Below are 25677 nucleotides of genomic sequence, written 5' to 3' on the forward strand. Positions count from 1 at the left end.
AGCTTTGCGCAGGAGCCGGCTCCTGCAGAAAACTGCCTAATCTACAAAAATAAAGAGGGATAACCCTTGAACCCAGTCACCCCGGTGGTCGCCATTGATGCTCTGCACAAGAGCTATGCCGCGCACCATGTTCTCAAAGGCATTTCCCTGCGCGCCAACGAAGGCGATGTGGTGTCGCTGATCGGCTCCAGCGGTTCGGGCAAAAGCACCCTGCTGCGTTGCATCAACCTGCTGGAGATCCCGTGCAGCGGCAGCCTGCGCATCAATGGCGAAGAAGTGCGCCTGAAAAAGGACCGCGCCGGCAACCCGCTGATCGCCGATCCCGACCAGGTGGCACGCCTGCGCACGCAACTGGGCATGGTGTTCCAGAGCTTCAACCTGTGGCCCCACCGCACCGTGCTGGAAAATGTCATCGAAGCACCGGTGTATGTGCTGGGTGAAGACCGCAAGGACGCCATCGCCCACGCCGAGCACCTGCTGGAAAAAGTCGGCCTGGCGAGCAAGCGCGATACCTTCCCGGCCTTCCTCTCCGGTGGTCAGCAACAGCGCGTGGCCATCGCCCGCGCCCTGGCCATGCGCCCGCGTGTATTGCTGATGGATGAACCCACCTCGGCCCTCGACCCGGAGTTGGTCGGCGAAGTGCTGAAGGTGATCCAGGGCATCGCCGAAGAAGGCCGCACCATGATCCTCGTCACCCACGAAATGGCGTTTGCCCGGGATGTATCGAGCAAGGTCATGTTTTTGCACCAGGGATTGGTTGAAGAAGAAGGCACGCCCCAGCAAGTCTTCCAGAACCCCACCAGCGAGCGTTGCCGCCAGTTCGTCATGGCCCAGGACAATCGCGTTTGAACTGCCGCTTCCATCCTTCAAAACAATAACTTCGAAAGGGTCAAGCCATGCATAACTCTCTGAAATCCCTCGCCGCCGGCTGCGTGCTCGCCGTGCTTTCCCACAGCGCAGTGGCCGCCGAAAAAATAGTGTTCGGCATCGCCCTGGAACCCTACCCGCCGTTCTCCGAAAAAGCCGGCAATGGCGCCTGGAGCGGTTTCGAACCAGACCTGATCAAGGCCCTGTGCGAACGCCTGCAAGCCCAATGCCCGCTCAAGGAAGTGTCCTGGGACGGTTTGATCCCGGCGCTGCAATCGAGCCAGATCGACGTGATCCTCAACTCCCTAAGCATCACCGAAGAGCGCGAAAAGGTCATCGCCTTTACCGCCCCCTACTACCAGACCCCGGCCATGTGGGTCGCCGACAAAAGCCTGGACCTGGTCACCACCCCCGAAGGTCTAAAGGGCAAGTTGATTGGTGTGCAGGGCTCGACCTCCAACGCCACCTACCTCAAGACCTACTACGCCAAGGGCTCGACCCTGCGCTACTACAACACCCAGGACGACATGACCGCCGACCTGCAAAGCGGGCGCATCGACGTGATGCTGGCCGACGCGCTGACCATCGAGCCGATGCTCAAGTCCAATGCCGGCAGTGGCCTGGCTGACAAGGGCCTGGCGCCCAAAGACCCGTTGTTCGGTTCCGGTATCGGTGCCGCCGTGCGCAAGGGTGACGACCGCCTGCGCGAGCAGCTCAACACCGCGCTGGCGGCAATCAAGGCCGACGGCACCTACGACAAAATTCGCAGCCGCTATTTCAGCGTCGATATTTCCGCGCAATAACGTCCAACGGAACGCGCCATGATTTCTTTGTCCGAACTCACCCAGTTGTTCGTCGCCGACGGCTGGCTCAACGCGCTGCTCCAGGGCGCGGTGGTGACCTTGCAGATTTCCGCCGGGGCTTTTGTGCTGGGCCTGGGCATCGGTTTGCTGGTGGCCATGATCAAGCTCAAGGGCCCACGCTGGATGGTGCGCCTGGCCAACCTGTACACCACGCTGTACCGCGCGGTGCCGGAGCTGCTGCTGATTTTGCTGCTGTATTACGCCGGCACCGACCTGCTGAATATGGCGATGGCCGCCATGGGCCGCGACAGCGTGACGGTCAACGGTTTTATCGCCGCCGTGCTGGTGCTGGGCATCGTTCAGGGCGCGTACTCCGCGGAGATCATTCGCGGCGCGATCCAGGCCATTCCCGTCGGCCAGCTGGAAGCGGCTCGGGCCTTTGGCATCGAGCGCTGGCTGCTGGTGCGCCGGGTGTTGCTGCCGAGCATGTTGCCGTTTGCCATGGCCGGTCTGTCGAACCTGTGGCTGGTGCTGGTCAAGGACAGCGCACTGATCAGCATCGTCGGCTACAGCGAGTTGCTCTCGGTGGGCAAACAGGCGGCCGGCTCCACCAAGCATTACCTGGTGTTCTACCTGGCGGTGGCGGCGGTGTATTTCATCATCACCCTGATTTCCAACGGCGCCTTCCGGGTGTTCGAGCGACGGATCAACCGCTGGATGCCGCAGCACTAAGGAGCGCAGCCGATGGACTTTTCATGGATCAACAGTTTTGGCAACGAGCTGCTGCACGGCCTGGGTATCACCCTGAAGTTGCTGGCCTTGTCCGGGGTGTTTGGCTTTTTGCTGGCGGTGCTGGTGGCCTTGGGGCGCTTGTCGTCCAACCCGCTGATCAGTGGGCCGTTGCGCGCCTATACCGCGGTGTTCCGAGGCACGCCGCTGCTGGTGCAGATCTACATCCTGTATTACGGCGTGGGCAGCGTGTTTGCCAGCTACCCGCTGATTCGCGGCAGCTTCCTCTGGCCGTATTTGCGTGAAGGCTTCTGGTACGTGGCCCTGGCCCTGATTCTGTGTGTCGGCGCGTATGTCGGCGAAGTGCTGCGCGGCGCCCTGCGTGCGGTGCCACGGGGCGAGCTGGAAGCGGCGCGGGCGTTTGGCATGAAGCGCCTGATGGTACTGCGCCGGGTCTGGTTGCCACGGGCCCTGGAGCTGGTGAAGCCGACCCTGGTGGGCGAAACCGTGTTGCTGCTCAAGGCGACCGCGCTGGCCTCCACCGTGGCCGTCACCGACCTGCTCGGCGCCGCCAACCTGGTGCGGGCGCAGACGCTGCGGGTGTATGAGCCACTGTTGGCCGTGGCGGTGATCTACATTGTCCTGGCGTTCGTGATCGAACACGTCTTCTCGCGCTGGGGCAAAGTCCCGCAGCGCCAGGCTTGAATCAATTTTAGGAGAACAAGGATGCGTTATTCACCGTTTGTCGAGCGCATTAGTGGCGAGTCCGTTAGCGCCTGGGATATTCACTACGCGGCCGTCGAAGCCCGTGGCCGTGGCGAAGATGTGATTGTGTTGAGCGTCGGCGATCCCGACTTCGCCACCGCCAGTGCCATTTGCGAAACCGCCGTCGACGCCCTGCGCGCCGGCGACACTCACTACACCCATGTCCTCGGCCGACCGGCCCTGCGCGAGGCGATTGCGGCCAAGCAAAGCCGTCTGCAAGGCATCGCCGTACACGCCGATAACGTGGCCCTGGTGGCCGGTGCGCAAAACGGCCTGTTCGCCACCTCGCTGTGCCTGTTCAGCCATGGCGACGAAGTGCTGGTGCCGGAGCCGATGTACCTGACCTATGAGGCGTGCATCCACGCTTCCGGGGCGCGCATCGCGACCATCGAGCAACCGGCAGCCAACGGCTTTCGCCTGACCCGCGCGGCCCTGGAAAAAGCCATTACCGCCAAGACCCGGGGCATTGCCCTGGCCACGCCGTGCAACCCCACCGGGAACGTCTACAGCCGTGAAGAGCTGGAGTGGGTGGCCGAAGTCGCCCGTGAGCACGACCTGTGGGTAATTTCCGATGAGGTCTACGGCCAGATCACTTACGACCAGCCGCACCTGAGCATTGCCTCGCTGCCAGGCATGGCCGAGCGCACCGTGGTGCTCAACAGCCTGTCGAAAACCCACGCCATGACCGGCTGGCGCGTGGGCTGGGTGGTGGCGCCGACCGCGTTGGTCGGCCACCTGGATAACCTGCTGCTGTGCATGCTCTATGGCTTGCCCGGGTTTATCCAGGAAGCGGCGATCAAGGCCCTGGAGCTGGATGACGAGGTGGTGAGCGACGCGCGCACGGTGTATCGCCGCCGGCGCGACCTGGTGGTGGCCGGCCTGGGTGGCATCGCCGACCTTGATTGCCGGGTGCCACAGGCCGGCATGTTTATGCTGGTGGACGTGCGCCGCACCGGGCTGTCGAGCATGGACTTTGCCTGGCAGCTGTTCCGCGCCACCGGGGTGTCGGTGCTCGATGCCCAGGCGTTTGGCGCCAGTGCCGAAGGCTTTGTGCGCATCTCCTTTACCGTCGCCGACGACACCCTCAAAGACGCTTGCCAGCGGATTGCCGGGTTTGTCGAGGGCCTGCGCGCCAACCGCTGAGCTTTATGTGGGAGCGAGCGTGCTCGCGATGCGGGCAACTCGGTCCCACAGGCACAACGCGGTGATGCCATCGCAGGCAAGCCAGCTCCCACCCTTTGATCGTCGCCGCTTCTGAATATTGAGGTTTCCCCCGTGACCGCTTCCGACCAATTCACTTCCACCCACTCCGTTGTCGGCGAGCACGCTGACCTAGTGCTGCACCACGGCCGCTTCTACACCCTCGACCCGGCCCAGCCGTGGGCCGACGCGGTGGCGATTCGCGGGGGACGTTTTATCGCAGTCGGTACATTCGCCGACCTGCAACACCTGATCGGCCCGCAGACCCGCCAACATGACCTGCTGGGCGCATTCTGCATGCCCGGCCTGCACGATATGCACACCCATCCCGACCTCGCCCTGGCGCCACGCTACAGCGATGACCTGGATGTGGGCATCGAAGATCCCACCCCCGAACAACTGGCGGCGGCGATCCACGCCTACGCCGATGCCCACCCCGGCGATGGCTGGATCTACGGCCAATACTGGGTGCGCTACACCTTCCGCGAAGCCGAGCTGACCCCAGGGCGCGAATGGCTCGACAGCATCATGCCGGACCGCCCGGTGGCGCTGCTGGACCGTATGTGGGGGACCATGATGGTCAACTCCTGCGCCTTGAAACTGGCCGGCATCGACCGCCACACCGCCGACCCGCGCAACGGCTATATGGAGCGCGACGAACTCAGCGGCGAGCCCAACGGCCTGATGATCGACGGTGCCTACGCGCTGATCCACGCGGCCATGCCGCCGACCCCGGTGGCGGTGCTGCGCCGGGCCTATCGCGACGGCGTGCATTTCCAGAGCTCGCGTGGCGTTACCGCGACCAAGTATGTTCACGTCTGCGAGCGGCGCCTGGACGCCCTCAAGGAGCTGGACGATGCGGGCGAATTGAGCCTGCGCGTGGAAGCCGCGATCAGTTGGCAGGACGATATCTTCCCGGTGCGCCGGCGCTGGGAACTGCTCGGCGGCGAGCGTCACTACTATCGCAGCGCGCGGCTGAACGCCAACGCGGTGAAATTCCACTTCGACGGCACCGTGGAGCCCAAGTCTTCGTACCTGATGACCCCCTGGGCGGCCGACTCCACCTGGCGCGGCAAGCTCAACCTGACCCCGGAACATATCACCGACATGGTGGTGGACATGGACCGCCGTGGCCTGCGGGTGATCGCTCACTGCACCGGCGACGGCGCTTCCGATGTATTCCTTGATGCGGTCGCCGAAGCGCGGCGGGTCAACGGTGACAGCGGCATTCGTCACCAATGCGCCCACAGCACGTTGCTGCATCCGGGCAACCTCAAGCGCTTCAAGGCGCTGAATGTGATCGCCGAGTTCTCCCCGGCGGCCTGGTACCCGACGCCGTTTGCCAGCGGCGCCCGCTCCGGTTATGGCGCCGAGCGCCTCAAGCGCATCTACGACTTCAAAGGTGTGCTGGCCGAAGGCGGCCTGGCGGTAATGGGCACCGACTGGCCGGTGGCCTCGATTGACCCGTGGCTGGCCCTGGAAACCATGGTCACCCGGCAGAACCCCTGGAACCAGGAACCAGACTGCTTCGGCGAGCCGATCACCCTGGAACAGGCACTGCAAGTGGCGACCCTCAACGGCGCCCACGCCATGGGCCTGGAGCACTCCACCGGCAGCCTGGAGGTGGGCAAGTGCGCCGACCTGATCGTGATCGACCGTGACCTGTTCGCCCAGCCGGCGCGCAACTACATCCACCAGACCCAGGTGCTGCTGACCCTGGTCGATGGTCGGCCGGTGTACGACCGCCTCAACACCTTTGAAGGCACGGCGCTGCAAGCCGTGTGGCAAGGCCTGCCGCCGGTGATCGAATGAATAGCGAGAGCATTGCAGTCACGGTAGTTTCGGGCTTTCTCGGCGCAGGCAAGACCACCCTGCTCAACCGCATCGCCCAGCAGCCGCAACATGGGCGCATGGCGGTGATCGTCAATGACTTCGGCGAGCTGAACATCGATGCGGCGATCATCGCCGAAGTCACCGACGCCGTGTTCAGCCTGCAGAACGGCTGCATCTGCTGCACCGTGCAAGAGGACCTGCTGGCGCAGCTGGTGAGCCTGAGCCAACTGCGCCCCCGCCTGGACCGTATCGTCATCGAGTGCAGCGGTGTGTCCGACCCGCAACGCATTGTGCAAACCCTGGGTTATCCACAGCTCAAGGCGCACCTGCATCTGGATACGGTGATCACCCTGGTGGACGCCAGCGGCTATGGCGCCTTGGAAGGTGAGTTCGCACGCTTGTCCCGCGCTCAGGTGGCTTGTGCCGACCTGGTGCTGCTGAACAAAGCCGACCTGGTCAGCGCCGCCGAACTGCAAAGCCTGCGCGCAACTATCGGTGCCCGCACACGCGTGATCAGCACCGTGCAGGCGCAGATCCCCGATGCCCTGCTGCTGGGCGAGCGCACCCCGCGCAACGGCTTCACTCCCGTGCCGACGCCGCACCACGAACTCTTCGAAAGCTGGACCTGGCAAGCCACCCAGGCCCTGCCGGCCAAAGCCCTGCGCGATTGGCTGGGGCAACTGCCCAAGGACTTGTTCCGCCTTAAAGGCCTGGTGCATTTACAGGGCAATGAGCAACCCTTCTGGTTGCAACATGTGGGCAACCGCAGCCAGTTCAGCCTGGCCAGCGGCGAGCACGCGCAGGACTCGGCGCAACTGGTGTTTATCGCCCGACGGGATAGCGGGCTGCGGGAAACGCTGGAGGCGCAATTGCAGGAGATGCAGGAACTGTAAGCGCGGATGACGATGAAGGCAGAGTGCCGCCTTGACCTTGCTACCCCGGCCCTTGAAAATGCCCGACGTTTTTCCCGTCTCCCCGCTTACAGAAGTAGTGAAATTTCAATGTCAGATTCCCGTACTGAAGAATCCGTAGTCACTTTGCAGTCCAAAGCTGAATACGAAAACGCCATCAATCTTTCACAGCATGTGCCAGCGGCCAAGAACATCAGTGAAATGGTGCTGGACGCGTTCCACACCTCCAAGGAAAGCGACCAGATCCGCGAATTGCGCGTCGCCATCCGCCAGGCCCACGATGCCTTTGACGATGACCAGGCCTATGACCTGATGGGCCAGCTCAAGCAGCTCAAAGACGCCGAAGCCGCCGACAACGCAGCCCTGGAAGACCTGAGCAGCAAGTTTTCGATCAGCCGAATCCTTTCCAGCTTCAAGGACGACCCCGAGTTCCAGGAACTGGTGTATGGCCTGGCGCTCAAGGTGTTGAACCAGACCCACCAGGCCATCAGCAACCCGAGCGTCGGCAAGGGCAAGGCTGCGCGGGCGAAGAAGGAAGTTGAGGTGTTTGTGATCAGCAAGGACGGGATCAGCGTGACCCTGCCGATGCGCACGCCGCGCTCCAAGCTCAATGTTGACCGCGAGGCGCTGGAGTTTTTGGGCTTTAGTTTTGTGGGTGAAGGGGATGAGGCGGAGCTTGAGAGTGAAAGCTTTGTGGATAACTCCGGTGCCGAGCAGCCTTTGACGCGCAAGAGTATTGTGACGGCGCTGCAACAGCAGACGGCGTTTGATGGGTATAGCATTGCTCAGCAATAGGTCTTGATTGAGTACATATCCGTTTTTTGTAATGGCGGCTATTGGTTCCGCTCTTACAGCGGCTCACTTTTGTAGAGCGCGAAAGTAAGCAAAACACTCTTGCCCCACCACTCGGTGCCTCGCCTAGACTCGGCATGCCCCTCATCCGACATTAATTTGGGGGGGCCACGGTGTATCAGTCGATAAATCTATTGACTGACCTGCCGCCATCGCAGGCAAGCCAGCTCCCACAGGGGAAGGCAGCTTCGCACCCCGGCTTTGCTGTTGCTGTTGCTCTGCTTTTGATCTGGCTTTTGATCTTGATCTTAGGCGCCCCGTTAAACCACGATGGCCGCAGGCAGGTATTGCGCAGTGGGCACCCCGGCATGGATGCCGGGGTAGCCGCGACACGGCCATGGATGGCCGATCGCGGCGGGCCCACGGAGCAATGCCTGACTGCGGGCATGCCGAGCCTAGGCGAGGCACCGAGTGGTGGGGCAAGAGCCCTTTTGGTTACTTTTGGGGCTCTTTTCCAAAAGTGACCCGCTGTAAGAGCGGAACCAATAGCCGCCGTTACCGCAGAAATGGATATGTACCCATACCAACCCCCACCCCACAAAAAAGCCCCGCTCTTCTCTCAAAGGCGGGGCTTTTCATGACATCCCAACTCAGTGGGCGTAAGTCAGCAACAACTCTTTCGGCACCTGGAAATCCAGGGACATCATCACGCTCAAAGCCGTAATGGTGAAGATCGAGAAGACAAACAACTTACGCGCCCAGACAGTGTCATCCACCGCCTTGTAGCCGGTCCAGGCCATGTACAACCAGTACATGCCCATGGCCGCGGCGACGGCGAGGTAGCTCATGCCGGCATAACCACTGAAGGTCAACATCAAGGTCGCCACAAGGAAGGCCAGGATGTACAGCAGGATGTGTTTCTTCGCCACCTGGATGCCACGCTTGACCGGCAATACCGGAATCGAAGCCGCCAGGTAGTCGTTGAAACGGAAGATCGCAATGGCGTAGGAGTGCGGCATCTGCCACAGGCTGAACATCACCAGCAGCACCAGCGCAGCCATGTCGAAGCTATTGGTCACAGCCACATAACCAATCACCGGCGGCATCGCCCCCGACAGGCTGCCCACCAGCGTGCCGTGAACCGACTTGCGCTTGAGGTACAGGCTGTAGAGGCCGACGTAGATGACAAAACCGATCACGGCAAACAACGCCGCCAGCGGATTGGCCACCGTGTACAGCAATGCCACGCCGGCAACACCGAGGACGGTCGCGAAGATCAGTGCCAGTTTCAGGGAGATAAGGCCCTGGACCAGCACGCGATTCTTGGTGCGCTCCATCTTGATATCGATGTCACGGTCGATGCAGTTGTTGAACACGCAACCGGACGCCACAACAAGGGAAGTGCCGATCATTGCCGCCAGGAAGATGGCCAGATCGACATGCCCCTTGGAGGCCAGGAAGAAACCGCCTGCCACAGAAAGCACGTTACCGAAAATGATCCCCGGTTTGGTGATTTGGATAAAGTGCTTAAGCGACATCGGGTCTTACCTCACTTCGCCATCATGTAGGTGTGGATGCTGAACATGATCCACAACGACAGGCCAACCAGCAGCAGGATCACAATGGCCGTGAACACAAACGCAATCACGTTGTTGCGCTGGGCCTGGGAGCGATCCAGGTGCAGGAAGTAATACAGGTGGACAACCACCTGGATCACCGCGAACAACAGCACGATGGCCAGTGTCGTGGCCTTCGGCAAGGTTGGGTACATCACCAGGCCGAACGGGATGATCGTCAGGATCACCGACAGGATGAAGCCGATAGCGTAAGACTTTACGCTGCCGTGGCTCGCATCATGGCTGTCATGGGAGTGTGCATTAGCCATTACAGAGTCCCCATCAAGTAGACAACGGTGAAGACGCAGATCCAGACCACGTCCAGGAAGTGCCAGAACAGGCTCAGGCAGCTCAGGCGGGTCTTGTTGGTCGACGTCAGGCCATGCTTGTTGACCTGGTACATCATGATCGCCATCCAGATCAGACCGGCGGTTACGTGCAGACCGTGGGTACCGACCAGGGTGAAGAACGCCGACAGGAAGCCGCTGCGGCTAGGGCCGTAGCCTTCGGAGATCAGCAGGTGGAACTCGTTGATCTCCATGGCGATAAAGCCAAGGCCGAGCAGGAAGGTCAGGCCCAGCCACTTGAGCACGCCTGCCTTGTTGCCACGGAAGAACGCCAGCATGGCGAAGCCGTAGGTGATCGAACTGAACAGCAGCAAGGCGGTTTCGCCCAGCACGTAATTCAGTTCGAAGATGTCGTGGCCCGACGGGCCACCCGCTACGTTGTTTACCAGTACCGCGTACACCGCGAAGATCGACGCAAACAGGATGCAGTCGGTCATCAGGTAGAGCCAGAAACCGTATACGGTCATCTCGCCCGAGTCGTGGTGATGGTCATCGTGCCCATGGTCATCGACATGGGCGTGTCCAGCATTGGTCACTAAGTTCGACATGGTTTAAGCCTGTTCCAACGAGGTTTCAACACGGTTGGCCGGAATCTTCTTCTCGGCTACCAGGCGAGCGTGCTGCTCGGCTTCGATGCGCTCGATCACGTCGACCGGCACCATGTAGCCTTGATCATCACGCGCCGCGTGGATCACGAAGTAGATCACGGTGCCAGCCAGGCTAGCGATGGCCAGCCACCAGATGTGCCAGATCATCGCGAAACCGAAGACCGTCAACAGCGCGCCCATCACCACGCCAGTGGCGGTGTTGTTCGGCATGTGGATCGGTTCGTAGCGCACAGGTCGCTGGTACGCAGTACCGTTTTCCTTGGCTTCGGTGAACGGGTCGATGGTCTCGGCCTTCGGCAGTACAGCGAAGTTGTAGAACGGCGGTGGCGACGAGGTCGACCATTCCAGGGTGTGTGCATTCCATGGGTCGCCGGAGTCGCAGGCGTTTTGCTTGCGGTCACGGATACTCACGTACAGCTGGATCAGCTGGCAGGCGATGCCGACAGCGATCATCACCGCACCGAACATGGCGACGTACAGGTACGGCACCCACTCAGGGTTGGTAGTGGCGTTCAGACGACGGGTCATGCCCATGAAGCCCAGTGCATAGAGCGGCATGAACGCGACGAAGAAGCCGGTGATCCAGAACCAGAACGCAGCCTTGCCCCAGCCTTCGTGCAGCTTGAAGCCGAACGCTTTCGGGAAGTAGAAGCTGAAACCAGCGATGTAGCCGAATACCGCACCACCGATGATCACGTTGTGGAAGTGCGCGATCACGAACAGGCTGTTGTGCAGCACGAAGTCAGCACCCGGGATGGCCAGCAGTACGCCGGTCATGCCGCCGATGGCGAACGTCACCATGAAGCCCAGGGTCCACAGAACCTGGCTGGTGAAGCGCAGGCGGCCGTGGTAGATGGTGAACAGCCAGTTGAATAGCTTCACCCCCGTAGGGATCGAAATCAGCATCGTCGCCAGGCCGAAGAAGGCGTTGACGCTGGCCCCCGAACCCATGGTGAAGAAGTGGTGCAGCCAGACCATGAAGCCCAGTACGGAGATCGCGCCCGAGGCGTAGACCATCGAGTGGTGACCGAACAGGCGCTTGCCGGTAAAGGTCGAGATCACTTCGGAGAAGATACCGAACGCTGGCAGGATCAGGATGTACACCTCAGGGTGACCCCATGCCCAGAACAGGTTCACGTACATCATTGGATTGCCACCAAGTTCATTGGTGAAAATGTGGAAATCCATGTAACGGTCAAGCGTCAACAGTGCCAGGGTAGCGGTCAGGATCGGGAACGAAGCCACGATCAGAACGTTGGCCCAGGTGCAGGTCCAGGTGAAGATCGGCATGTCCATCAGTTTCATGCCTGGGGTACGCATTTTCAGCACGGTGGCCAGGAAGTTGACCCCCGTCAGCGTCGTACCTAACCCGGATAGCTGTAGCGCCCAGATGTAGTAATCCATCCCCACGCCCGGACTGTATTGCAGCCCCGACAACGGCGGATAGGCAACCCAACCGGTCTTGGCGAATTCGCCGACGCCCAGGGACAGGTTGATCAGCACCACGCCGGAAACCAGCAGCCAGAAGCTCAGGGAGTTGAGGAACGGGAACGCAACGTCACGCGCACCGATCTGCAGCGGCACTGCCAGGTTCATCAGGCCGGTGAAGAAAGGCATCGCCATGAAGATGATCATGATCACACCGTGGGCGGTGAAGATCTGGTCATAGTGTTCAGGCGGCAGGTAGCCAGGCGAACCCTCGGTGGCCATGGCCAACTGGGTACGCATCATGATGGCGTCGGCAAAACCACGCAGCAGCATGACCATGGCGACGATGATGTACATCACGCCGATTTTCTTGTGGTCGACCGACGTCAGCCACTCGGTCCACAGGTAGGTCCACTTCTTGAAGTAGGTGATTGCCGCAAACAGTGCCAGACCACCCAGCGCGATCATGGCGATGGTCACCATCACGATCGGCTCGTGGAATGGGACCGCTTCCCAACTTAATTTACCAAACATCGTTTACTCCTCTGCCCCGGCAGCTGAATGCGAATTTGCGTCCGTCCCTTCCACAGCAGCCACTTCTTTCTTCTCGTGCTTGACCGGCTTGCCTGGTTTCATCCCTTCATACTTGTCGATGATTTTCTGAAACAGGTCCGGCGTGTACGAGGAGTACAGCTCTACAGGGTTGTTCTGGCTTGGCTTGGCAAGGGCTTCGTATTCAGCTTTTTCAAGCTGTTTTGGTGAGCTCTTGGCTTCTTGTACCCAGGCGTTGAAGTCTTCCTGGGTGGTGGCGATTGCTTTGAATTTCATGCCGGTAAAGCCCGCGCCACTGTAGTTGGCGGAGATACCGTCGAGCTCGGCGTTCTGGTTGGCAATCAGGTGCAGCTTGGTCTGCATGCCCGCCATCGCGTAGATCTGACCACCCAGGCCCGGGATGAAGAACGAGTTCATCACCGCATCCGAGGTCACTTTGAAGTTGATCGGGGTGTTGGCCGGGAACACGATCTTGTTGACGGTGGCGATCCCTTGCTCGGGATAGATGAACAGCCACTTCCAGTCCAGCGCGACCACTTCGATAGTGATTGGCGGCACGTCGGATTCCAGCGGACGGTAAGGGTCCAGCTCGTGGGTCGACTTATAGGTGATGTAACCCAGGGCGATAATGATCAGTACAGGTACCAGCCACACCGCGATTTCAATCTTGGTGGAGTGCGACCACTTCGGCGCGTAGGTCGCCTTGGTGTTGGACGCGCGGTATTTCCAGGCGAACGCGAAGGTCATCACGATCACCGGCACCACGACCAACAGCATCAGCAAGGTGGCCGTGATGATCAGGTTACGTTGCTCTACGCCGACCTGACCCACAGGGTCGAGCAGCGTCCAGTTGCAGCCTCCCAGCAATAACATGCCGAAAAGCGGCACTATGCCTAGTAATCGGGTGTACCTGTTTTTACTCATCTCACGACCTCTAAAGCAGCTTGCGCAATGCAGTTGGGTTTTGATCGCCAACACTTCACCCTGCCAAGGGTTGGCATTTCTCTTCGATTGAATAAGGGCCTGCCCGGCGCTTCATGCGCTGATCGACACGTCCAGGTCTGGCGGTGAATTCTTATTCGATTTCGTTGGTCAAAGGCCTTGTTACAGACCAATTCCATTTGGTGCGGATAGTTGAAAGGCTGCCGGCACCTGGGGTCGCATGAAGCATTGTTTCCGCCTCTCGACCGCCCTATTTGCTCAGGGTTGAGCAGCACCGGACACTCAGTGCGGGCGATTGTAGTTAGCTGGCGATGTATAAACCATGACCTATAAAGAAATAATTTTTATCGTTTCCAGCAATAATCCTGCGCCATTGTTGCAAAGGTTCGGGATCGTATCGCGTTTGATTCTCAACAAAAACCCCAAAAAAAGCCGTGTTATTGCCCATTCTGTCGCACCCAGAGACCTCTTCCAGGGTCGCCAAACCCCAGGCAAGCCCGCTAAAAACAAGGCATTCGCCCATCATCGGATGTTCTGTAGAGCACGCCGCGCGCGGGGTCGGCCAGGGTGGAAAGTGACAGGCAAAAGCGCCCAACCCATGGTCGATTAAGCGCTGTGCCATGGGGTATGAAATGTCCTGCGGCGCCCTCAGTGTGACAACGTGTCGCACGTTGCGCGCAGCCAATCTTGTCCAGCGTCATGACCCCTTCACAAAATGCCCACACACAAAAACGCCCCTGCCTGCATCAGCAGGACAGGGGCGCTTTGTAGGACGATTTAAGCGTTGTGCTTGCGATTACGGTAAATGCCCAGGGGCACCAGGATCACCGTCAACACAAACGCCACCAGCGCCCACTGGGCCAGGGACAAGCCCAGGACCGGCGGGTACGGGGTACTGCAGAAACCATCGACCTGGAAGCCCAGGGGGAAGATCTTCGCCAGGGGCAGGTCATCGACAATCGGCTGCAGCACATCGACGCCACAACTGATGGTCGGATAGAACTGGGTATACACATGGTGCCCGGCGGCAGCGACACCACCGAGGGCGCTGAGCACGACCAGCACTTCAAAGACCGTGACACTGCGCTGGGTGCGCATGGCCGCGCCAATAAAGGCAAAGAGCGCAATCAGCAACAAGGCATAGCGTTGCAAGATGCACAAAGGGCATGGCGCTTCGCCCAGCACTATCTGCATATAAAGCGCGCCACCGATCAGCGCCAGGCAGATGATGCCCAGCAACACCAGGAAGCGCCGCTCACGGCCCAACCGCATTTCGTCAATCATCCCCGTTTCCCTTTGCCTAATGATGGGTGTGCCAATGGCCGCAAGTTTACACACAGGTGGTGAAAATTTAGCAGTAGGCGTCGCAATCTTAGGCGCAGGCGGGTTAACGACACATTAATGTGGTGGTCTTTCGGGCCTCTTCGCGAGCAAGCCCGCTCCCACATTTGAATGTATTCACAGATCAAATGTGGGAGCGGGCTTGCTCGCGAAGAGGCCAATACGGTGTTGAAGAGCGGCCGCTTATTCCAGCGCCGCCGCCGGCCCGAAGAACTCATACCGGCTCTGCTTCTCAGGTACACCGAGCGCCTTGAGGTGACGTTTGATCGCGCTCATAAAACCCTTCGGCCCCAGGAAGTAGGCATCCACATCACGCTCTTCGGGCAACCACGCCGCCAGTTGCTCCTGGGTCAGCAAACCGAGCTTGTCCGCCGCCGGGCTGATGCCGTCGTCTTCGGCATAGCAGTAAAAGCGCTGCAGTTGCGGATGGCGCGCAGCCAGGGCATCGACCCAATCGCGGAACGCATGCACGCCGCCATTGCGTGCGCAGTGGATAAAATGCACCGGGCGCTCGGTGGCCAGGGCCGCTTCCAGCATCGGCAAGGTCGGGGTGATGCCCACCCCGCCGCTGATCAGCACCAGGGGTTTGTCGCTGGGCACCAGGGTGAACTCCCCCGATGGCGGGAACAGGTCGATGGTCGCGCCCACGTGCATCTGGTCATGCAGGTAATTGGACACGCGCCCGCCCGCTTCACGCTTGACGCTGATGCGGTACAGGCCCGCATCGGTGCGCGCCGACAATGAATAGTTGCGGCGCACTTCTTCGCCATCGAGGATCAGCTTCAGGCCGATGTATTGGCCGGGCTCGGCGGCGAGGATCGGGCCATTGTCCACCGGGGCAAAGTACAGGGAGACGATTTCACTGCTCTCCTCCACACGCTTGACCAGCAGAAACGCACGCGCCCCGCGCCAGCCGCCAACGGCCTGGGCTTTTTCGTCGTAGATGGCGCTTTCTGCGCCGATCAGAATGTCGGCCAACTGACCATAAGCCGCGCCCCACGCGCTCATCACTTCTAGGGTGGCGATTTCGTCACCCAGCACCTCGGAAATCGCCCGCAGCAGGCAGTTGCCGACAATCGGGTAGTGCTCCGGGAGGATTTGCAGGGCCACGTGCTTGTTGATGATCTTGGCCACCAGGTCGCCCAACTGATCCAGTTGGTCGATATGCCGGGCGTACATCAGCACGCCATTGGCCAGGGCGCGGGGCTGGTCGCCGCTGGCCTGGTGGGCCTGATTGAACAGCGGGCGCACTTCGGGGTACTCGGAGAGCATCATGCGGTAGAAGTGGGTGATCAGGGCTTCGCCACCGCTTTCGAGCAGCGGCACAGTGGACTTGATGATGGCACGGTCTTGAACGCTAAGCATGGGGAGACTCCTGAGCCTTTAAGGCTTCTGAATGATTACCCTGTAGCAATCAGTATTCATGCCAACTAACAAACCATTATTTATCAACAACTTAAATTAAACATAGTCAATATGACTTCCTACACCTTATAGTCATTAGGACTACAAGGAGTCATTATGACTGCACATTCCCTGCTCACCACCCTGCTGCCACTGGTGGCTGACCTGTCCCGTGAACTGCCGGAAGGCGAGCGTTACCGACGCCTGCTGCAAGCCATGCGCACCCTGCTGCCCTGCGATGCCGCCGCGCTGTTGCGCCTGGACGGCGAATGGCTGGTACCCCTGGCCGTGGACGGCCTGAGCCCGGATACCCTGGGCCGGCGCTTCAAGATCAGCGAACACCCGCGCTTTGCCGTGCTGCTGAGCAGCCCCGGCCCGACCCGCTTTGACAGTGACAGCGAACTGCCCGACCCCTACGACGGCCTGGTCGATGGCTTGCACGGGCATCTGGAGGTCCACGACTGCATGGGCTGCCCGCTGTTTGTCGACGACCATCCCTGGGGCCTGCTGACCCTGGATGCCCTGGACACCGAGCGGTTTGACCGGGTCGAACTGGACGCCTTGCAGGCCTTCGCCAGCCTCGCCGCCGCCACGGTCAATGTGGCCGAACGCATGGAGCACCTGGCCCTGCGCGCCGAAGACGAACACCAGCGTGCGGAAATCTATCGCCAGGCCAGCGGCCAGCAGCACAAGGAAATGATCGGCCAGAGCAAGACCCACAAGCGCCTGGTGGAAGAAATCAAACTGGTGGGCGGCAGCGACCTGACCGTGTTGATTACCGGTGAAACCGGGGTCGGCAAGGAGCTGGTGGCCCAGGCCATCCACGCTGCCTCGCCCCGCGCGGAGAAGCCGCTGATCAGCCTCAACTGCGCCGCCCTCCCGGAAACCCTGGTGGAAAGCGAGCTGTTCGGCCACGTGCGCGGCGCGTTTACCGGCGCGCTGAACGAGCGTCGGGGCAAGTTTGAATTGGCCAACGGTGGCACCCTGTTCCTCGACGAAGTGGGAGAGTTGTCACTGACGGTCCAGGCCAAGCTGTTACGCGTCCTGCAAAGCGGGCAGTTGCAGCGGCTGGGTTCGGATAAGGAGCATCAAGTGGACGTGCGCCTGATCGCCGCCACTAACCGCGACCTGGCCGCCGAGGTGCGCAACGGCCGCTACCGCGCCGACTTCTATCACCGCTTGAGCGTGTACCCCCTGCAAGTGCCGGCCCTGCGTGAACGCGGGCGCGACGTGTTGTTGCTGGCCGGATTTTTCCTTGAACAGAACCGTTCACGCATGGGCCTGGGCAGCCTGCGCCTGACCAGCGATGCCCAGGCGGCATTATTGGCTTATGGGTGGCCCGGGAATGTGCGCGAGCTGGAACACCTGATCGGCCGCAGCGCATTGAAGGCCCTGGGCAATTGTCGCGAGCGACCGAAGATCCTCAGCCTCAGTGCCAAGGACCTGGACTTGCCCAATGACTCTGCGCCCTTGATAGAGGAGCCTGGCGAAATCCCCGTGGTGACTGGCGATCTGCGCCAGGCCACCGAGCACTACCAAAGGCAAGTGATCAGCGCCTGCCTGGAGCGCCACCAGCACAACTGGGCCAGCGCCGCCCGCGAACTGGGCCTGGACCGCGCCAACCTGGGGCGCATGGCCAAGCGCCTGGGCCTGAAGTAACGCGGATCACACTGTGGGAGCTGGCCTGCCAGCTCCCACATTAGATCTTCTTGCACATTAGGTTTGCTTCGGTTGCAAAAGCGGGCTCACAGGCGCGACCGCCCTGGGCTTACGAAACACCAGCACATTCCCCAGCATCACCAATACCAACCCGGCCAGCGCCGGGGCGCTCCATTGGTAGCCCTCGAACAGCGCCGAGACGTTCAATGCCACCACCGGGAACAGCACCGTGCAATACGCCGCCCGCTCCGGGCCCATGCGGCCGACCAGGGTCAGGTACGCGGTAAAGCCAATCACCGAACCGGGGATCACCAGGTACAGCAGCGAGCCGATATAGCGGGTGTTCCACTCCATCTCAAACGGAATGCCCTGGACCACGCAGTACAGCGCCAGCATCGACGCGCCATAGGCCATGCCCCAGGCGTTGGTGGTCAACGGCCTGAGCCCGGCTTTCTGTTGCAGGCTCGACAGCATATTGCCTGCCGAGAAACACAGGGTGCCCAGCAGCGCCAGGCCCAGGCCCAACAGTGTTTCGGGGCTGGCCGTGTGCCCGACCAGTTCCGGCCAGAACAGCAGCCCCAGCCCCAGCAACCCAAGGCCGCCGCCCAGCAGTACATTGCGCGCAACTTTCTGGCCAAAGAACACCCGCGCATTCAACGCATTCCACAGTGTCGCGGTGGAGAACACCACGGCCACCAGGCCACTGGGGATCCACTGGCTGGCCGTGAGGAAGCACATGAAGTTCACACAAAACAGGCACAAGCCCTGGGCCAGGCAGATCAGGTGACCCCGACGGTTCATCACCTGCAATTTGCGGCTGAGCAACAGCAGCCCAAACAGCACCAGTGCCGCCAGGCCGAAGCGATAGACGATCGAGACCGGAATTTCCACCACGCCCAATTGCCACTTGAGGGCAATCCAGGTGGTGCCCCAGATCAGAACGGTCAGTAAATACAGGGATAGGTTCATGGCGCACTCCGGTGGTTGAGCCACAGTTTCACCCCGCCTTGCTGCTGGGCACTTGCAGATTCTTGCGCTTTTGTCGGGCCGAGGGATCACAGCGCCAGCCGCCGGGAGTAGGATGCAAGGCGTCGGAGAGAGCCCCATGTCTGCACTGGAAAACCTGCAAGTCTTCAAAGCCCTGAACAGCTCGCCCAACGCTCGCCTGGAGCTGTCTGCCGAGCTTGGGGACGGCTTGTCTGCAGCTTTGTGGAGCAACCACCACGACGCCCAGGATTACCAGGCGCCCAGCCATCACACCTTGTCTTGCTATGTGGCCGGCGGCACCGGCACTTTCCGGCGCAACCAGCCCGGCACCAAGGGCGGCCCCGACAAGCTGTGCATCCTGCCCGCCGAGCATCAGTCGGCCTGGGTGATCAATGGTGAAATCCGCCTGGCCCATGTGTACTTCAGCCCCGAGCAATTTGCCCTGGGTTGCGTCACCCTGCTGGACCGTGAACCCCGCGCCCTGCAACTGCGCGAAAGCACCTTTCTGGAAGACGAACAGCAAGCGCGACGTTTTCATCAACTGATCCGCCTCAATTGGCAGGAACCGGCAGAACGCTTGCTGACCAGCAGCCTGGCCTTTGAAATGCTCAACCATACCCTGCTCAGCCAGGTCGGCCTGCGTGAGGGGTTGCGACTCAAGGGCGGCCTGGCGGCGCACCAGCGCCGGCAGTTGGTGGAGTACATCGACCAGCAACTGGCCGAGCCGATCAGCCTTGGGCAACTGGCGGGGCTGTGCGCCTTGTCGGAATACCACTTCGCGCGGATGTTTCGCACAAGCTTTGGCCTGCCGCCCCATCAATATTTACTGGCCCGCCGCCTGTCCCGGGCCCAGGCCCTGTTGCGCAGCGGCTCACTGCCGCTGGGGGAAATTGCCCTGGCGTGTGGGTTTTCCAGCGCCAGCCACTTTACCAACCGGTTTCGCCAGGCAATGGGAGCGACACCGGGGGAATACCGGCAGGCGTTCCAGCCCTAGAGGCCTTACACAAAACCAATGCGTTCTGGTTTCAATCGAGGCTTTGTGCCAGGACCACGGCCAGTCGATCTTCCAGCGCCTTGATCCGGCTCCCCTGCACCACATAGTTGTTGGTCAGCATCGAAAACACCAACCGCCGCCCACCCGCATCGGTGATGTAGCCCGTCAACGAAGACACCCCACCCATCGACCCCGTCTTGGCCTGCAGGTTGTTTTGCGCCGCTGTCCCGCGCAGGCGGTAACGCAGGCTGCCGCCGTCCAGGCGGTCCGGGTTGCCGGCGATGGGCAGTGCGTCGTACCAGGCGTTGAACCACGGCTGCTTGTTAATGGCCAGCAACAGGTCGGTGAAGTTCTGCGCCGACACCAGATTACGTCGCGACAAACCCGAGCCATCCACCTGGCTTAATGTTGCCGGGGCCAGGCCCTGGCGCTTGATAAAGTCGGCCACCGCCGCAACCCCGGCCGCCGCCGTGCCAGCATTCGCCTGCTGGCGCCCCATGGCCTTGAGCAGCGCTTCGGCCATGCTGTTATTGGACAGTTTGAGCAAGGGCCTGATCAGCTCCTGCAACGGTGCCGACTGGTGTGTTGCCAGGACAGTGGCGGTCGCCGGACTCACACCACCGATCACCCGCCGCCCCTGCACGCTGATCCCCTGCTCCGCCAAGGCCTGGGCAAACAGATTGGCCACCAGTTGCGTCGGCTCCCACACGCTGACCCATTGGCGGCTTTGCTTGCCCGGCGGTAACGCGCCGCTCAGGCGCAGCAGGTTGCTGCCATGCTGGCGATTGAGCCCATAGCTATTGCCTGGGCCGCTGACGGCCAGGTTGCTGAGCTGTACATAGTCGGTGGGCGGACTCAGGGTGACACTCACCAACTGGCCGACCGTTGTGGGCGCCTTGGCCGTGACGATCAAGGTGCCCGCATCAAAATCAGCATTGGGTGACACGGTCAGCGCGGAAATCTGCGCGCCGTAATACTTGTCTTCGTCGTCATGGGCCCAATCCACACCCAAGCGCTCGGCGTCGAACCAGCTGTCATCGAACACCATATCGCCCTGGACCTGCCGGATGCCCTGGGCGGCGAGGCTCGCCGCCAGCGCCTGGTAATCCGCCCACTGGATCGTCGGGTCACCCAGCCCCCGCAGGTACAGGTTGCCCAGCAGGCGCGTGCCCTGTTGGCTGCCATTGCTCAGCAACTGCGTAGAAAACCGATACTGCGGGCCCAGTACATCCATGGCCGCCGCAGTGGTCAGCAGTTTCAGGCTGGAGGCCGGCACCAGCCGCGTGCGTGGGTTGTGCTGGTACAGCGTGTTGCCGCTGCGAGCATCACGCACCATCAGCGAAACACTGGCACCCGCCAAGGCAGGATCAGCCAACAATTGGTCCAGGGCCTGTTCGCCGGTTTTCGAAGGCGTGGCACAGCCACCCAATAACAGGCTCACGCCCACCAGCATGGCGCTGGTGTGTATCCATCGTCCCAACTGCATCAAACCGTCCCGGCAATCATCAAAGAGCGCAACGCTAGCAGCTCAGGCCGCCAGCGTCATCGCCGACGGTCAGAACTCCAGGGTACTGGACAACGACACCTGGCGCGCATCGCCCATGGACACAAACAAGCGGCTGACGGCCGAGGTGTAGTAGGTACGGTCAAACAGGTTCTTCACATTGAGCTGGAACTTGACCTTCTGCCCGTCGACCTTGGTGTCATAGGTGGCAAACGCATCGGCCACGGTGTAGCCCGGCAGGTCGAAGCTGTTGAGGGCATCGCCAGCCCGCTCGCCCACATAACGCGCACCGGCACCGACGCGCAGTTGGTCGCCGCCGACGATAGTGCCGAAGTCGTACACGGCTGAAACAGAGCCGGAGTTTTTCGCCACGTTCTGCAGGCCCTTGCCTTTGTAGGTCGGGTCTTCGGTGACCTCGGCATCGGTGTAGGCATAGCTGCCGATCAGGCTCCACTGGTCGGTCAACTGCCCACTCAGGTCCATTTCCAGGCCCCGGGAGCGCACCTTGCCGGCGACGCTGTAGATCGAGGTCGCGCCCTCGGTGATCGACACCAGCACGTTGCGTTTTTGGATATCAAACAAGGCCACGTTAGCGGTAATACGCCCCGGCATATCGAGCTTGGCCCCCAGCTCCCAGGATTTGGACTGTTCCGGGGCGATGCTGCCGTCGATCACCATTTTGTTGTCCAGCGGCGCAATGGTGGAGTTGGGTTTGAACGATTCGGTGTAGCTGCCATAGAACGACAGCTCATCGGTGTAGCGATACACCAGGCCGGCACGAGGTACCCACTTCTGGCCGTTGCTGTTGGTGTTGGCCGTGAACGGGCGGCCCTTGCCGGCGTATTGGTCGTATGCCTGGAAGCGCGCACCGCCGACCAGGATCCACTGGTCGGTGAGGTGAATGGCGTCCTGGAAAAACACCGAATCGCTGCGCAGCAGGTCGGTCTGGTTGCTGTCCGGCGCGCTGACGTTGGTGCCCGCCACTTCGCGGCCGTACACCGGGTCGTTGTAGTTGAACACGCTGCGGCTGGCCTGGCGGATCAGGTCGGCGCGGTAGATTTTGCGGTACTCGTCATCCAGGCCGAATACCAGGTCATGGCGCATGCCGGCCACGTCCACCTTGCCTTCAAGGCTCACAGTGGTGAAGCGGTCGGTGGTCAGCGCGCCTTGGGTGCCGTCCATGTTGCGCGTCAAGGTGCCATTGGCATTGACCTTAGTCACGCGCACCTGGCTGGCGTCGTAGGTTTCGCGGTTCCAGCTGTAGCCGAAGTGGGCCGTCCAGTCGTCGTTCAGGTCGTGGTCGACTTGGACGCGATACAGGTCCGAGCGGCCTTCCATATTGTTGAAGGGCTCATCCAGGCGGCGCGTGGCAGGGATGTTAAGCGGGTGATTGGTCTTGGGGTCGATGGCCGTGCCACGGTCGAACGGCGAGAGAAATTCGCGGTGCTCGTAGGCCAGCAGCACCTGGGTGGTGTCGCCGTACCAGGCCAGGGACGGCGCGATCAGGCTTTCGCGATAGGTGCCGAAGTTGCGCCAGTAGTCCTCATCCTGATGGTCGACGATCAAGCGGTAAGCCAGGCCGCTGTCGCCCAACGGGCCGGTGGTGTCGAGGTTGCCGCCGCTGCCGTTCTTGCCGCTGCCATAGGTCGAGCCACGCACGGTCAAGGCGGTGGATTGGGTCAGTTCGGGTTTCTTGCTGACAATGTTGATCACCCCGCCCGGGTCCTGGATGCCATATAGCAACGATGCCGGGCCTTTGAGCACTTCGACGCGCTCGGCGGTTTCGTTCAGCGACCGGCCTTGCACCACGGGCATGCCGTCGCGCATGACCGAGCCATTGCGGTTGTCGCCAAAGCCACGCAGCATCACCGCATCCTGGGTGCTGCCCAAGGTGTTGGTCTGGGTGATGCCGCTGATGTTGGCCAAGGCATCGTCGAGGTTGCGCGGCACCTGGTCGCGCATCACCTGGGCCGGCACCATGTTCACGGTTTGCGGGGTTTCCAGCAGCAAGCCCTGGGAGCGCATCACCGAGCTGGTGGGCGGTGGCTGGTAGCTGGTGGTTTGCTGCTGGTTGACGCCACTGATGGTGGTGGCGCCGAGGTTGACCGCACCTTCGCTAGGCAGCGGTTCCAGGGCCAGGGTGCGGGCGTCGATCTGGCGGAAGGTCAAGCCGGAGTTGCCCAGTAGGCGCTGCAGAGCCTGGGCGGCACTCATCTGCCCACTGACGGCCGGGGCGTTGAGGGTGTAGGGGGCTTCGTCGGTGTAGACCACGCTGATGCCGGTCACCCGGCTGAAATCGCTCAGGGCCTGGGGCAACGGCTTGGCCGGCAGCGCAAAGCTGAAGACTGCGCTCTGCTCCTGCGCCGCTTGCGCCAGGCTCAGGGGTTGTAATGCCAGGCCTGAAACGGCCAGAAGGGAGGCACCCAGCCACTGTTTAACCGAACCGCCTACCGCCGATTTTGCCCTGGACTTCATGCTTGAGAACCCGTGTAGAAAACGCTGTTAATGCGAATTGATCGCAGTTTCAAGCACTACACGGATGGCGTGGGGTTTTACCTCAGGTGAAATTGAAAATAATTTCAACATCAGCCTTTATTCTTGTTTTTCGCCCCGCCCTGCCGGGCCTTGAAGCGTGGGTTGGATTTGCAGATCACATAGATCCGCCCCCGACGCTTGACGATCTGGCAGTCGCGATGACGGTTCTTGGCTTCTTTGAGGGAGGACAGGACTTTCATAGGGTGGCTCCTTTGCATGAATGTAATAACATATCATAAATGCAAATAAGAATAATTATCAACTTTCTCTTCAGGCGTTCACGATTCCTGTGGGGCTGGTTTTTAGCGGACCACGATCAACCGCCCCAACACACTGTGCTGCTCAAAGCCCAGCACCGCTTGCAATGCCTTGAGCACCGCCTCGGGGTCTTTGCTCGGGAAACTGCCGCTGACCCGGCGGGCGCCGAGTTCGTCATTGAGCAGCAGGATGCGGCCGGGGTAGTAACGGCCCAGGTCCTTGACCACATCGGCCAGCGGGGTCTTGTAGTAGTTGAGCCAGCCATCGCGCCAGCCCAGGCGCGATTCACTGTCCACCGCATGCCGCTCATCAGCCACACCCTCGGCGTAGGCCACTTGCTGGCCTGCCGTCAGTATTTGCTGAGGACCCTGGGCCGACGGCGTAACCCCTACCCGCCCCGACAGCACCGTCACCTGGGCGCCCGCCGGTTGCAGACGCACTTCAAATTGGGTGCCCAGCACCCGCACTTCGCCGCTGTCGGCGTGCACCACAAAGGCTTGCCCGGTGTGGGCCACGCTGAAAAAACCGGCACCGCGGCGCAATTGGATATGCCGCTCGCCGTGACTGAAATCCACGGCAATCGCGCTGTCGGCATCCAGGGTGACTTGGCTTTGATCAGCCAGGGTCACGGTTTTGACTTCACCCGGCGCACTGACGTAATCGGCGCCCAGGTCATCGACCCAGCGCTGCGGCTGCCACCCCGCGCCCAGCGACACCATCAGCACCAGGCACGCCGCCACTGCCAGCGCTGCAGACCAGCGGCGCATGCGGGAGCCTTTCGCACCGTCCATGGCCTTGAGGTAACGCTGCAAGGCCAACGCGTCTTCGTCAGCCAGAGTGCTCGCCGGGACTTCGCTCAGTTCCCACAGCACCTGGGCCTGGGCATACGCCTCGACATGGGCCGGGTCGGCGCGCAACCAGTGGCTGAAGGTAGCCTGGTCGCCACTGCTCGGCGCATCGTGCAGCAGGCTGAGCCAGGCCAGGGCGGCCTGTTCCTGGGCGGGTGTCGGGGTGACGTTCACGGTGCTTTCCCTGGCGAGCGTGGCGGATGGGCTTGCCGAAGGCTGGCTTTGCAGGCCTCGAGGGCGCGCATCATATGTTTTTCCACGGCACTTTGGGACAGGCCCATGGCCTTGGCGATTTCTGCGTATTTGCGCCCGTGGATGCGGTTGAGCAAAAAGATCTGCCGCGTACGCTCCGGCAAGCTGCGCAGCGCCGCTTCGACATGGCGCAGATCGTTGCCCGCTTCCAGCGCGGCCTGGGGCTCGGAACTGTGATGGTCGTGCTGCTCCGGCATCCAGCCTTCAGTGCCGCGCACCCGCGCGTTTTCGCTGCGCAGGTGGTCGATGGCGATATTGCCGGCGCAGCGCAGCAGGTAGGTGCTGAGTTCTTCGACCTGCACCAGGGGCCGGCGCCAGAAACGCAGAAACAGATCCTGTACCAGGTCCGCTGCCGTCGCCCGGCAGCCTACGCGGCGGCTGACCAACGCCTCCATCTGTGAACGCTGGGACAAAAATACCTGCAGGAAATGTGCGCGCCCGCCCGACGCTTCTGCGTGGGGCTGATCCTGGGACTCGGGCGGCGTGGTGATCATCAAAAGGC

The 25677-nt window shown here is 61.3% G+C and carries 24 protein-coding genes and 1 pseudogene; 11 read left to right on the forward strand and 14 right to left on the reverse strand.

Going from position 1 to position 25677, the window contains the following annotated elements; genetic code table 11:
• Positions 1–66 precede the first annotated feature (66 nt).
• The 8 genes from JFT44_RS13790 to JFT44_RS13825 all read left to right on the forward strand — a co-directional run bounded on the left by JFT44_RS13790 (position 67) and on the right by JFT44_RS13825 (position 7903).
• Positions 67–849 (forward strand): ABC transporter ATP-binding protein, encoded by a 783-nt coding sequence (locus JFT44_RS13790; RefSeq protein WP_038446245.1) that lies wholly within the window; start codon positions 67–69, stop codon positions 847–849.
• Between the two features lie 47 nt (positions 850–896).
• Positions 897–1670, forward strand: coding sequence for a transporter substrate-binding domain-containing protein (locus tag JFT44_RS13795; protein WP_057960591.1), 774 nt, complete (start codon positions 897–899; stop codon positions 1668–1670).
• 18 nt (positions 1671–1688) lie between these two features.
• The gene (locus JFT44_RS13800; protein WP_057437878.1) at positions 1689–2402 is read left to right on the forward strand and encodes an ABC transporter permease; all 714 of its coding nucleotides are present in this window, start codon (positions 1689–1691) and stop codon (positions 2400–2402) included.
• 12 nt (positions 2403–2414) lie between these two features.
• A complete protein-coding gene (locus JFT44_RS13805) occupies positions 2415–3104 on the forward strand; it encodes an ABC transporter permease (RefSeq protein ID WP_057437876.1) in 690 nt (229 codons plus the stop codon).
• A 21-nt stretch (positions 3105–3125) separates the two neighbouring features.
• On the forward strand, positions 3126–4307 hold the full coding sequence (locus tag JFT44_RS13810; RefSeq protein WP_057960592.1) for a pyridoxal phosphate-dependent aminotransferase: 1182 nt from the start codon (positions 3126–3128) through the stop codon (positions 4305–4307).
• Between the two features lie 132 nt (positions 4308–4439).
• Positions 4440–6176 (forward strand): amidohydrolase, encoded by a 1737-nt coding sequence (locus JFT44_RS13815; RefSeq protein ID WP_198830810.1) that lies wholly within the window; start codon positions 4440–4442, stop codon positions 6174–6176.
• Entirely contained in the window at positions 6173–7090 is a 918-nt protein-coding gene (locus tag JFT44_RS13820; RefSeq protein WP_057960594.1) for a GTP-binding protein, read from the forward strand. The genes JFT44_RS13815 and JFT44_RS13820 overlap by 4 nt, the downstream gene beginning before the upstream one ends.
• Before the next feature lie 108 nt (positions 7091–7198).
• Entirely contained in the window at positions 7199–7903 is a 705-nt protein-coding gene (locus tag JFT44_RS13825; protein WP_198830811.1) for a hypothetical protein, read from the forward strand.
• A 647-nt stretch (positions 7904–8550) separates the two neighbouring features.
• On the opposite strand, the gene cyoE is transcribed toward JFT44_RS13825, so the two are convergent.
• The 5 genes from cyoE to cyoA are packed head-to-tail and all read right to left on the reverse strand — an operon-like array spanning position 8551 to position 13375.
• Positions 8551–9438, reverse strand: coding sequence for a heme o synthase (gene cyoE, locus JFT44_RS13830; RefSeq protein WP_029300217.1), 888 nt, complete (start codon positions 9436–9438; stop codon positions 8551–8553).
• An 11-nt stretch (positions 9439–9449) separates the two neighbouring features.
• Positions 9450–9785 (reverse strand): cytochrome o ubiquinol oxidase subunit IV, encoded by a 336-nt coding sequence (gene cyoD, locus JFT44_RS13835; RefSeq protein ID WP_029300215.1) that lies wholly within the window; start codon positions 9783–9785, stop codon positions 9450–9452.
• On the reverse strand, positions 9785–10411 hold the full coding sequence (gene cyoC, locus JFT44_RS13840; protein WP_038446230.1) for a cytochrome o ubiquinol oxidase subunit III: 627 nt from the start codon (positions 10409–10411) through the stop codon (positions 9785–9787). Before cyoC ends, cyoD begins: the two co-directional genes overlap by 1 nt.
• A 3-nt stretch (positions 10412–10414) precedes the next feature.
• On the reverse strand, positions 10415–12433 hold the full coding sequence (cyoB, locus tag JFT44_RS13845; RefSeq protein WP_057444528.1) for a cytochrome o ubiquinol oxidase subunit I: 2019 nt from the start codon (positions 12431–12433) through the stop codon (positions 10415–10417).
• A gap of 3 nt (positions 12434–12436) precedes the next feature.
• Positions 12437–13375 (reverse strand): ubiquinol oxidase subunit II, encoded by a 939-nt coding sequence (cyoA, locus tag JFT44_RS13850; protein ID WP_029300208.1) that lies wholly within the window; start codon positions 13373–13375, stop codon positions 12437–12439.
• A gap of 27 nt (positions 13376–13402) precedes the next feature.
• Between cyoA and JFT44_RS28990 the strand changes: the two are divergent.
• Positions 13403–13617, forward strand: a pseudogene (locus JFT44_RS28990) (hypothetical protein).
• Between the two features lie 77 nt (positions 13618–13694).
• Here JFT44_RS28990 and JFT44_RS13855 read toward each other — a convergent pair.
• The 3 genes from JFT44_RS13855 to hmpA form a co-directional block, all read right to left on the reverse strand.
• Positions 13695–14015 carry a hypothetical protein gene (locus tag JFT44_RS13855; RefSeq protein WP_128593286.1) on the reverse strand — a complete coding sequence of 107 codons (321 nt, stop codon included), beginning with the start codon at positions 14013–14015 and terminating at the stop codon, positions 13695–13697.
• A 155-nt stretch (positions 14016–14170) separates the two neighbouring features.
• Positions 14171–14677 carry a disulfide bond formation protein B gene (locus tag JFT44_RS13860; RefSeq protein ID WP_057958354.1) on the reverse strand — a complete coding sequence of 169 codons (507 nt, stop codon included), beginning with the start codon at positions 14675–14677 and terminating at the stop codon, positions 14171–14173.
• 240 nt (positions 14678–14917) lie between these two features.
• Positions 14918–16099, reverse strand: a complete 1182-nt coding sequence (gene hmpA / locus JFT44_RS13865) for an NO-inducible flavohemoprotein (protein ID WP_057958353.1) — start codon at positions 16097–16099, stop codon at positions 14918–14920.
• 156 nt (positions 16100–16255) lie between these two features.
• Here hmpA and norR point away from each other — a divergent pair, with 156 nt between their 5' ends.
• Positions 16256–17797: a nitric oxide reductase transcriptional regulator NorR gene (norR, locus tag JFT44_RS13870; RefSeq protein ID WP_057958352.1), complete on the forward strand. Its 1542-nt coding sequence runs from the start codon at positions 16256–16258 to the stop codon at positions 17795–17797.
• Between the two features lie 57 nt (positions 17798–17854).
• Here the strand turns inward: norR and JFT44_RS13875 are convergent, their stop codons facing one another.
• On the reverse strand, positions 17855–18766 hold the full coding sequence (locus JFT44_RS13875) for a DMT family transporter (protein ID WP_057437865.1): 912 nt from the start codon (positions 18764–18766) through the stop codon (positions 17855–17857).
• Between the two features lie 136 nt (positions 18767–18902).
• On the opposite strand from JFT44_RS13875, the gene JFT44_RS13880 reads away from it, so the two are divergent.
• The gene (locus tag JFT44_RS13880; protein WP_198830812.1) at positions 18903–19778 is read left to right on the forward strand and encodes a helix-turn-helix domain-containing protein; all 876 of its coding nucleotides are present in this window, start codon (positions 18903–18905) and stop codon (positions 19776–19778) included.
• Positions 19779–19809: 31 nt separating this feature from the next.
• Here JFT44_RS13880 and dacB read toward each other — a convergent pair whose 3' ends face one another.
• From dacB to JFT44_RS13905, 5 genes are all read right to left on the reverse strand, one after another.
• Positions 19810–21264 carry a D-alanyl-D-alanine carboxypeptidase/D-alanyl-D-alanine-endopeptidase gene (gene dacB, locus JFT44_RS13885; protein WP_198830813.1) on the reverse strand — a complete coding sequence of 485 codons (1455 nt, stop codon included), beginning with the start codon at positions 21262–21264 and terminating at the stop codon, positions 19810–19812.
• Between the two features lie 69 nt (positions 21265–21333).
• The gene (locus JFT44_RS13890) at positions 21334–23757 is read right to left on the reverse strand and encodes a TonB-dependent receptor (protein WP_198830814.1); all 2424 of its coding nucleotides are present in this window, start codon (positions 23755–23757) and stop codon (positions 21334–21336) included.
• Between the two features lie 110 nt (positions 23758–23867).
• Positions 23868–24017 (reverse strand): type B 50S ribosomal protein L36, encoded by a 150-nt coding sequence (gene ykgO, locus JFT44_RS13895; protein ID WP_020297337.1) that lies wholly within the window; start codon positions 24015–24017, stop codon positions 23868–23870.
• A 102-nt stretch (positions 24018–24119) separates the two neighbouring features.
• Entirely contained in the window at positions 24120–25097 is a 978-nt protein-coding gene (locus tag JFT44_RS13900; RefSeq protein WP_198830815.1) for a FecR family protein, read from the reverse strand.
• Positions 25094–25672, reverse strand: coding sequence for an RNA polymerase sigma factor (locus JFT44_RS13905; RefSeq protein WP_057958348.1), 579 nt, complete (start codon positions 25670–25672; stop codon positions 25094–25096). Before JFT44_RS13905 ends, JFT44_RS13900 begins: the two co-directional genes overlap by 4 nt.
• Between the last annotated feature and the right edge of the window lie 5 nt (positions 25673–25677).

The sequence above is a fragment of the Pseudomonas sp. MF5691 genome (assembly GCF_016405645.1).
Taxonomy (GTDB): Bacteria; Pseudomonadota; Gammaproteobacteria; order Pseudomonadales; family Pseudomonadaceae; genus Aquipseudomonas; species Aquipseudomonas shahriarae.

Coding starts and splice junctions, on each gene's coding strand:
- JFT44_RS13795 (WP_057960591.1), top strand. CDS start 897: ATGCATAACTCTCTGAAATCCCTCGCCGCCGGCTGCGTGCTCGCCGTG.
- JFT44_RS13800 (WP_057437878.1), top strand. CDS start 1,689: ATGATTTCTTTGTCCGAACTCACCCAGTTGTTCGTCGCCGACGGCTGG.
- JFT44_RS13805 (WP_057437876.1), top strand. CDS start 2,415: ATGGACTTTTCATGGATCAACAGTTTTGGCAACGAGCTGCTGCACGGC.
- JFT44_RS13810 (WP_057960592.1), top strand. CDS start 3,126: ATGCGTTATTCACCGTTTGTCGAGCGCATTAGTGGCGAGTCCGTTAGC.
- JFT44_RS13820 (WP_057960594.1), top strand. CDS start 6,173: ATGAATAGCGAGAGCATTGCAGTCACGGTAGTTTCGGGCTTTCTCGGC.
- JFT44_RS13825 (WP_198830811.1), top strand. CDS start 7,199: ATGTCAGATTCCCGTACTGAAGAATCCGTAGTCACTTTGCAGTCCAAA.
- cyoE (WP_029300217.1), bottom strand. CDS start 9,438: ATGTCGCTTAAGCACTTTATCCAAATCACCAAACCGGGGATCATTTTC.
- cyoD (WP_029300215.1), bottom strand. CDS start 9,785: ATGGCTAATGCACACTCCCATGACAGCCATGATGCGAGCCACGGCAGC.
- cyoC (WP_038446230.1), bottom strand. CDS start 10,411: ATGTCGAACTTAGTGACCAATGCTGGACACGCCCATGTCGATGACCAT.
- cyoB (WP_057444528.1), bottom strand. CDS start 12,433: ATGTTTGGTAAATTAAGTTGGGAAGCGGTCCCATTCCACGAGCCGATC.
- cyoA (WP_029300208.1), bottom strand. CDS start 13,375: ATGAGTAAAAACAGGTACACCCGATTACTAGGCATAGTGCCGCTTTTC.
- JFT44_RS13855 (WP_128593286.1), bottom strand. CDS start 14,015: ATGGCACAGCGCTTAATCGACCATGGGTTGGGCGCTTTTGCCTGTCAC.
- JFT44_RS13860 (WP_057958354.1), bottom strand. CDS start 14,677: ATGATTGACGAAATGCGGTTGGGCCGTGAGCGGCGCTTCCTGGTGTTG.
- hmpA (WP_057958353.1), bottom strand. CDS start 16,099: ATGCTTAGCGTTCAAGACCGTGCCATCATCAAGTCCACTGTGCCGCTG.
- norR (WP_057958352.1), top strand. CDS start 16,256: ATGACTGCACATTCCCTGCTCACCACCCTGCTGCCACTGGTGGCTGAC.
- JFT44_RS13875 (WP_057437865.1), bottom strand. CDS start 18,766: ATGAACCTATCCCTGTATTTACTGACCGTTCTGATCTGGGGCACCACC.
- JFT44_RS13880 (WP_198830812.1), top strand. CDS start 18,903: ATGTCTGCACTGGAAAACCTGCAAGTCTTCAAAGCCCTGAACAGCTCG.
- dacB (WP_198830813.1), bottom strand. CDS start 21,264: ATGCAGTTGGGACGATGGATACACACCAGCGCCATGCTGGTGGGCGTG.
- JFT44_RS13890 (WP_198830814.1), bottom strand. CDS start 23,757: ATGAAGTCCAGGGCAAAATCGGCGGTAGGCGGTTCGGTTAAACAGTGG.
- ykgO (WP_020297337.1), bottom strand. CDS start 24,017: ATGAAAGTCCTGTCCTCCCTCAAAGAAGCCAAGAACCGTCATCGCGAC.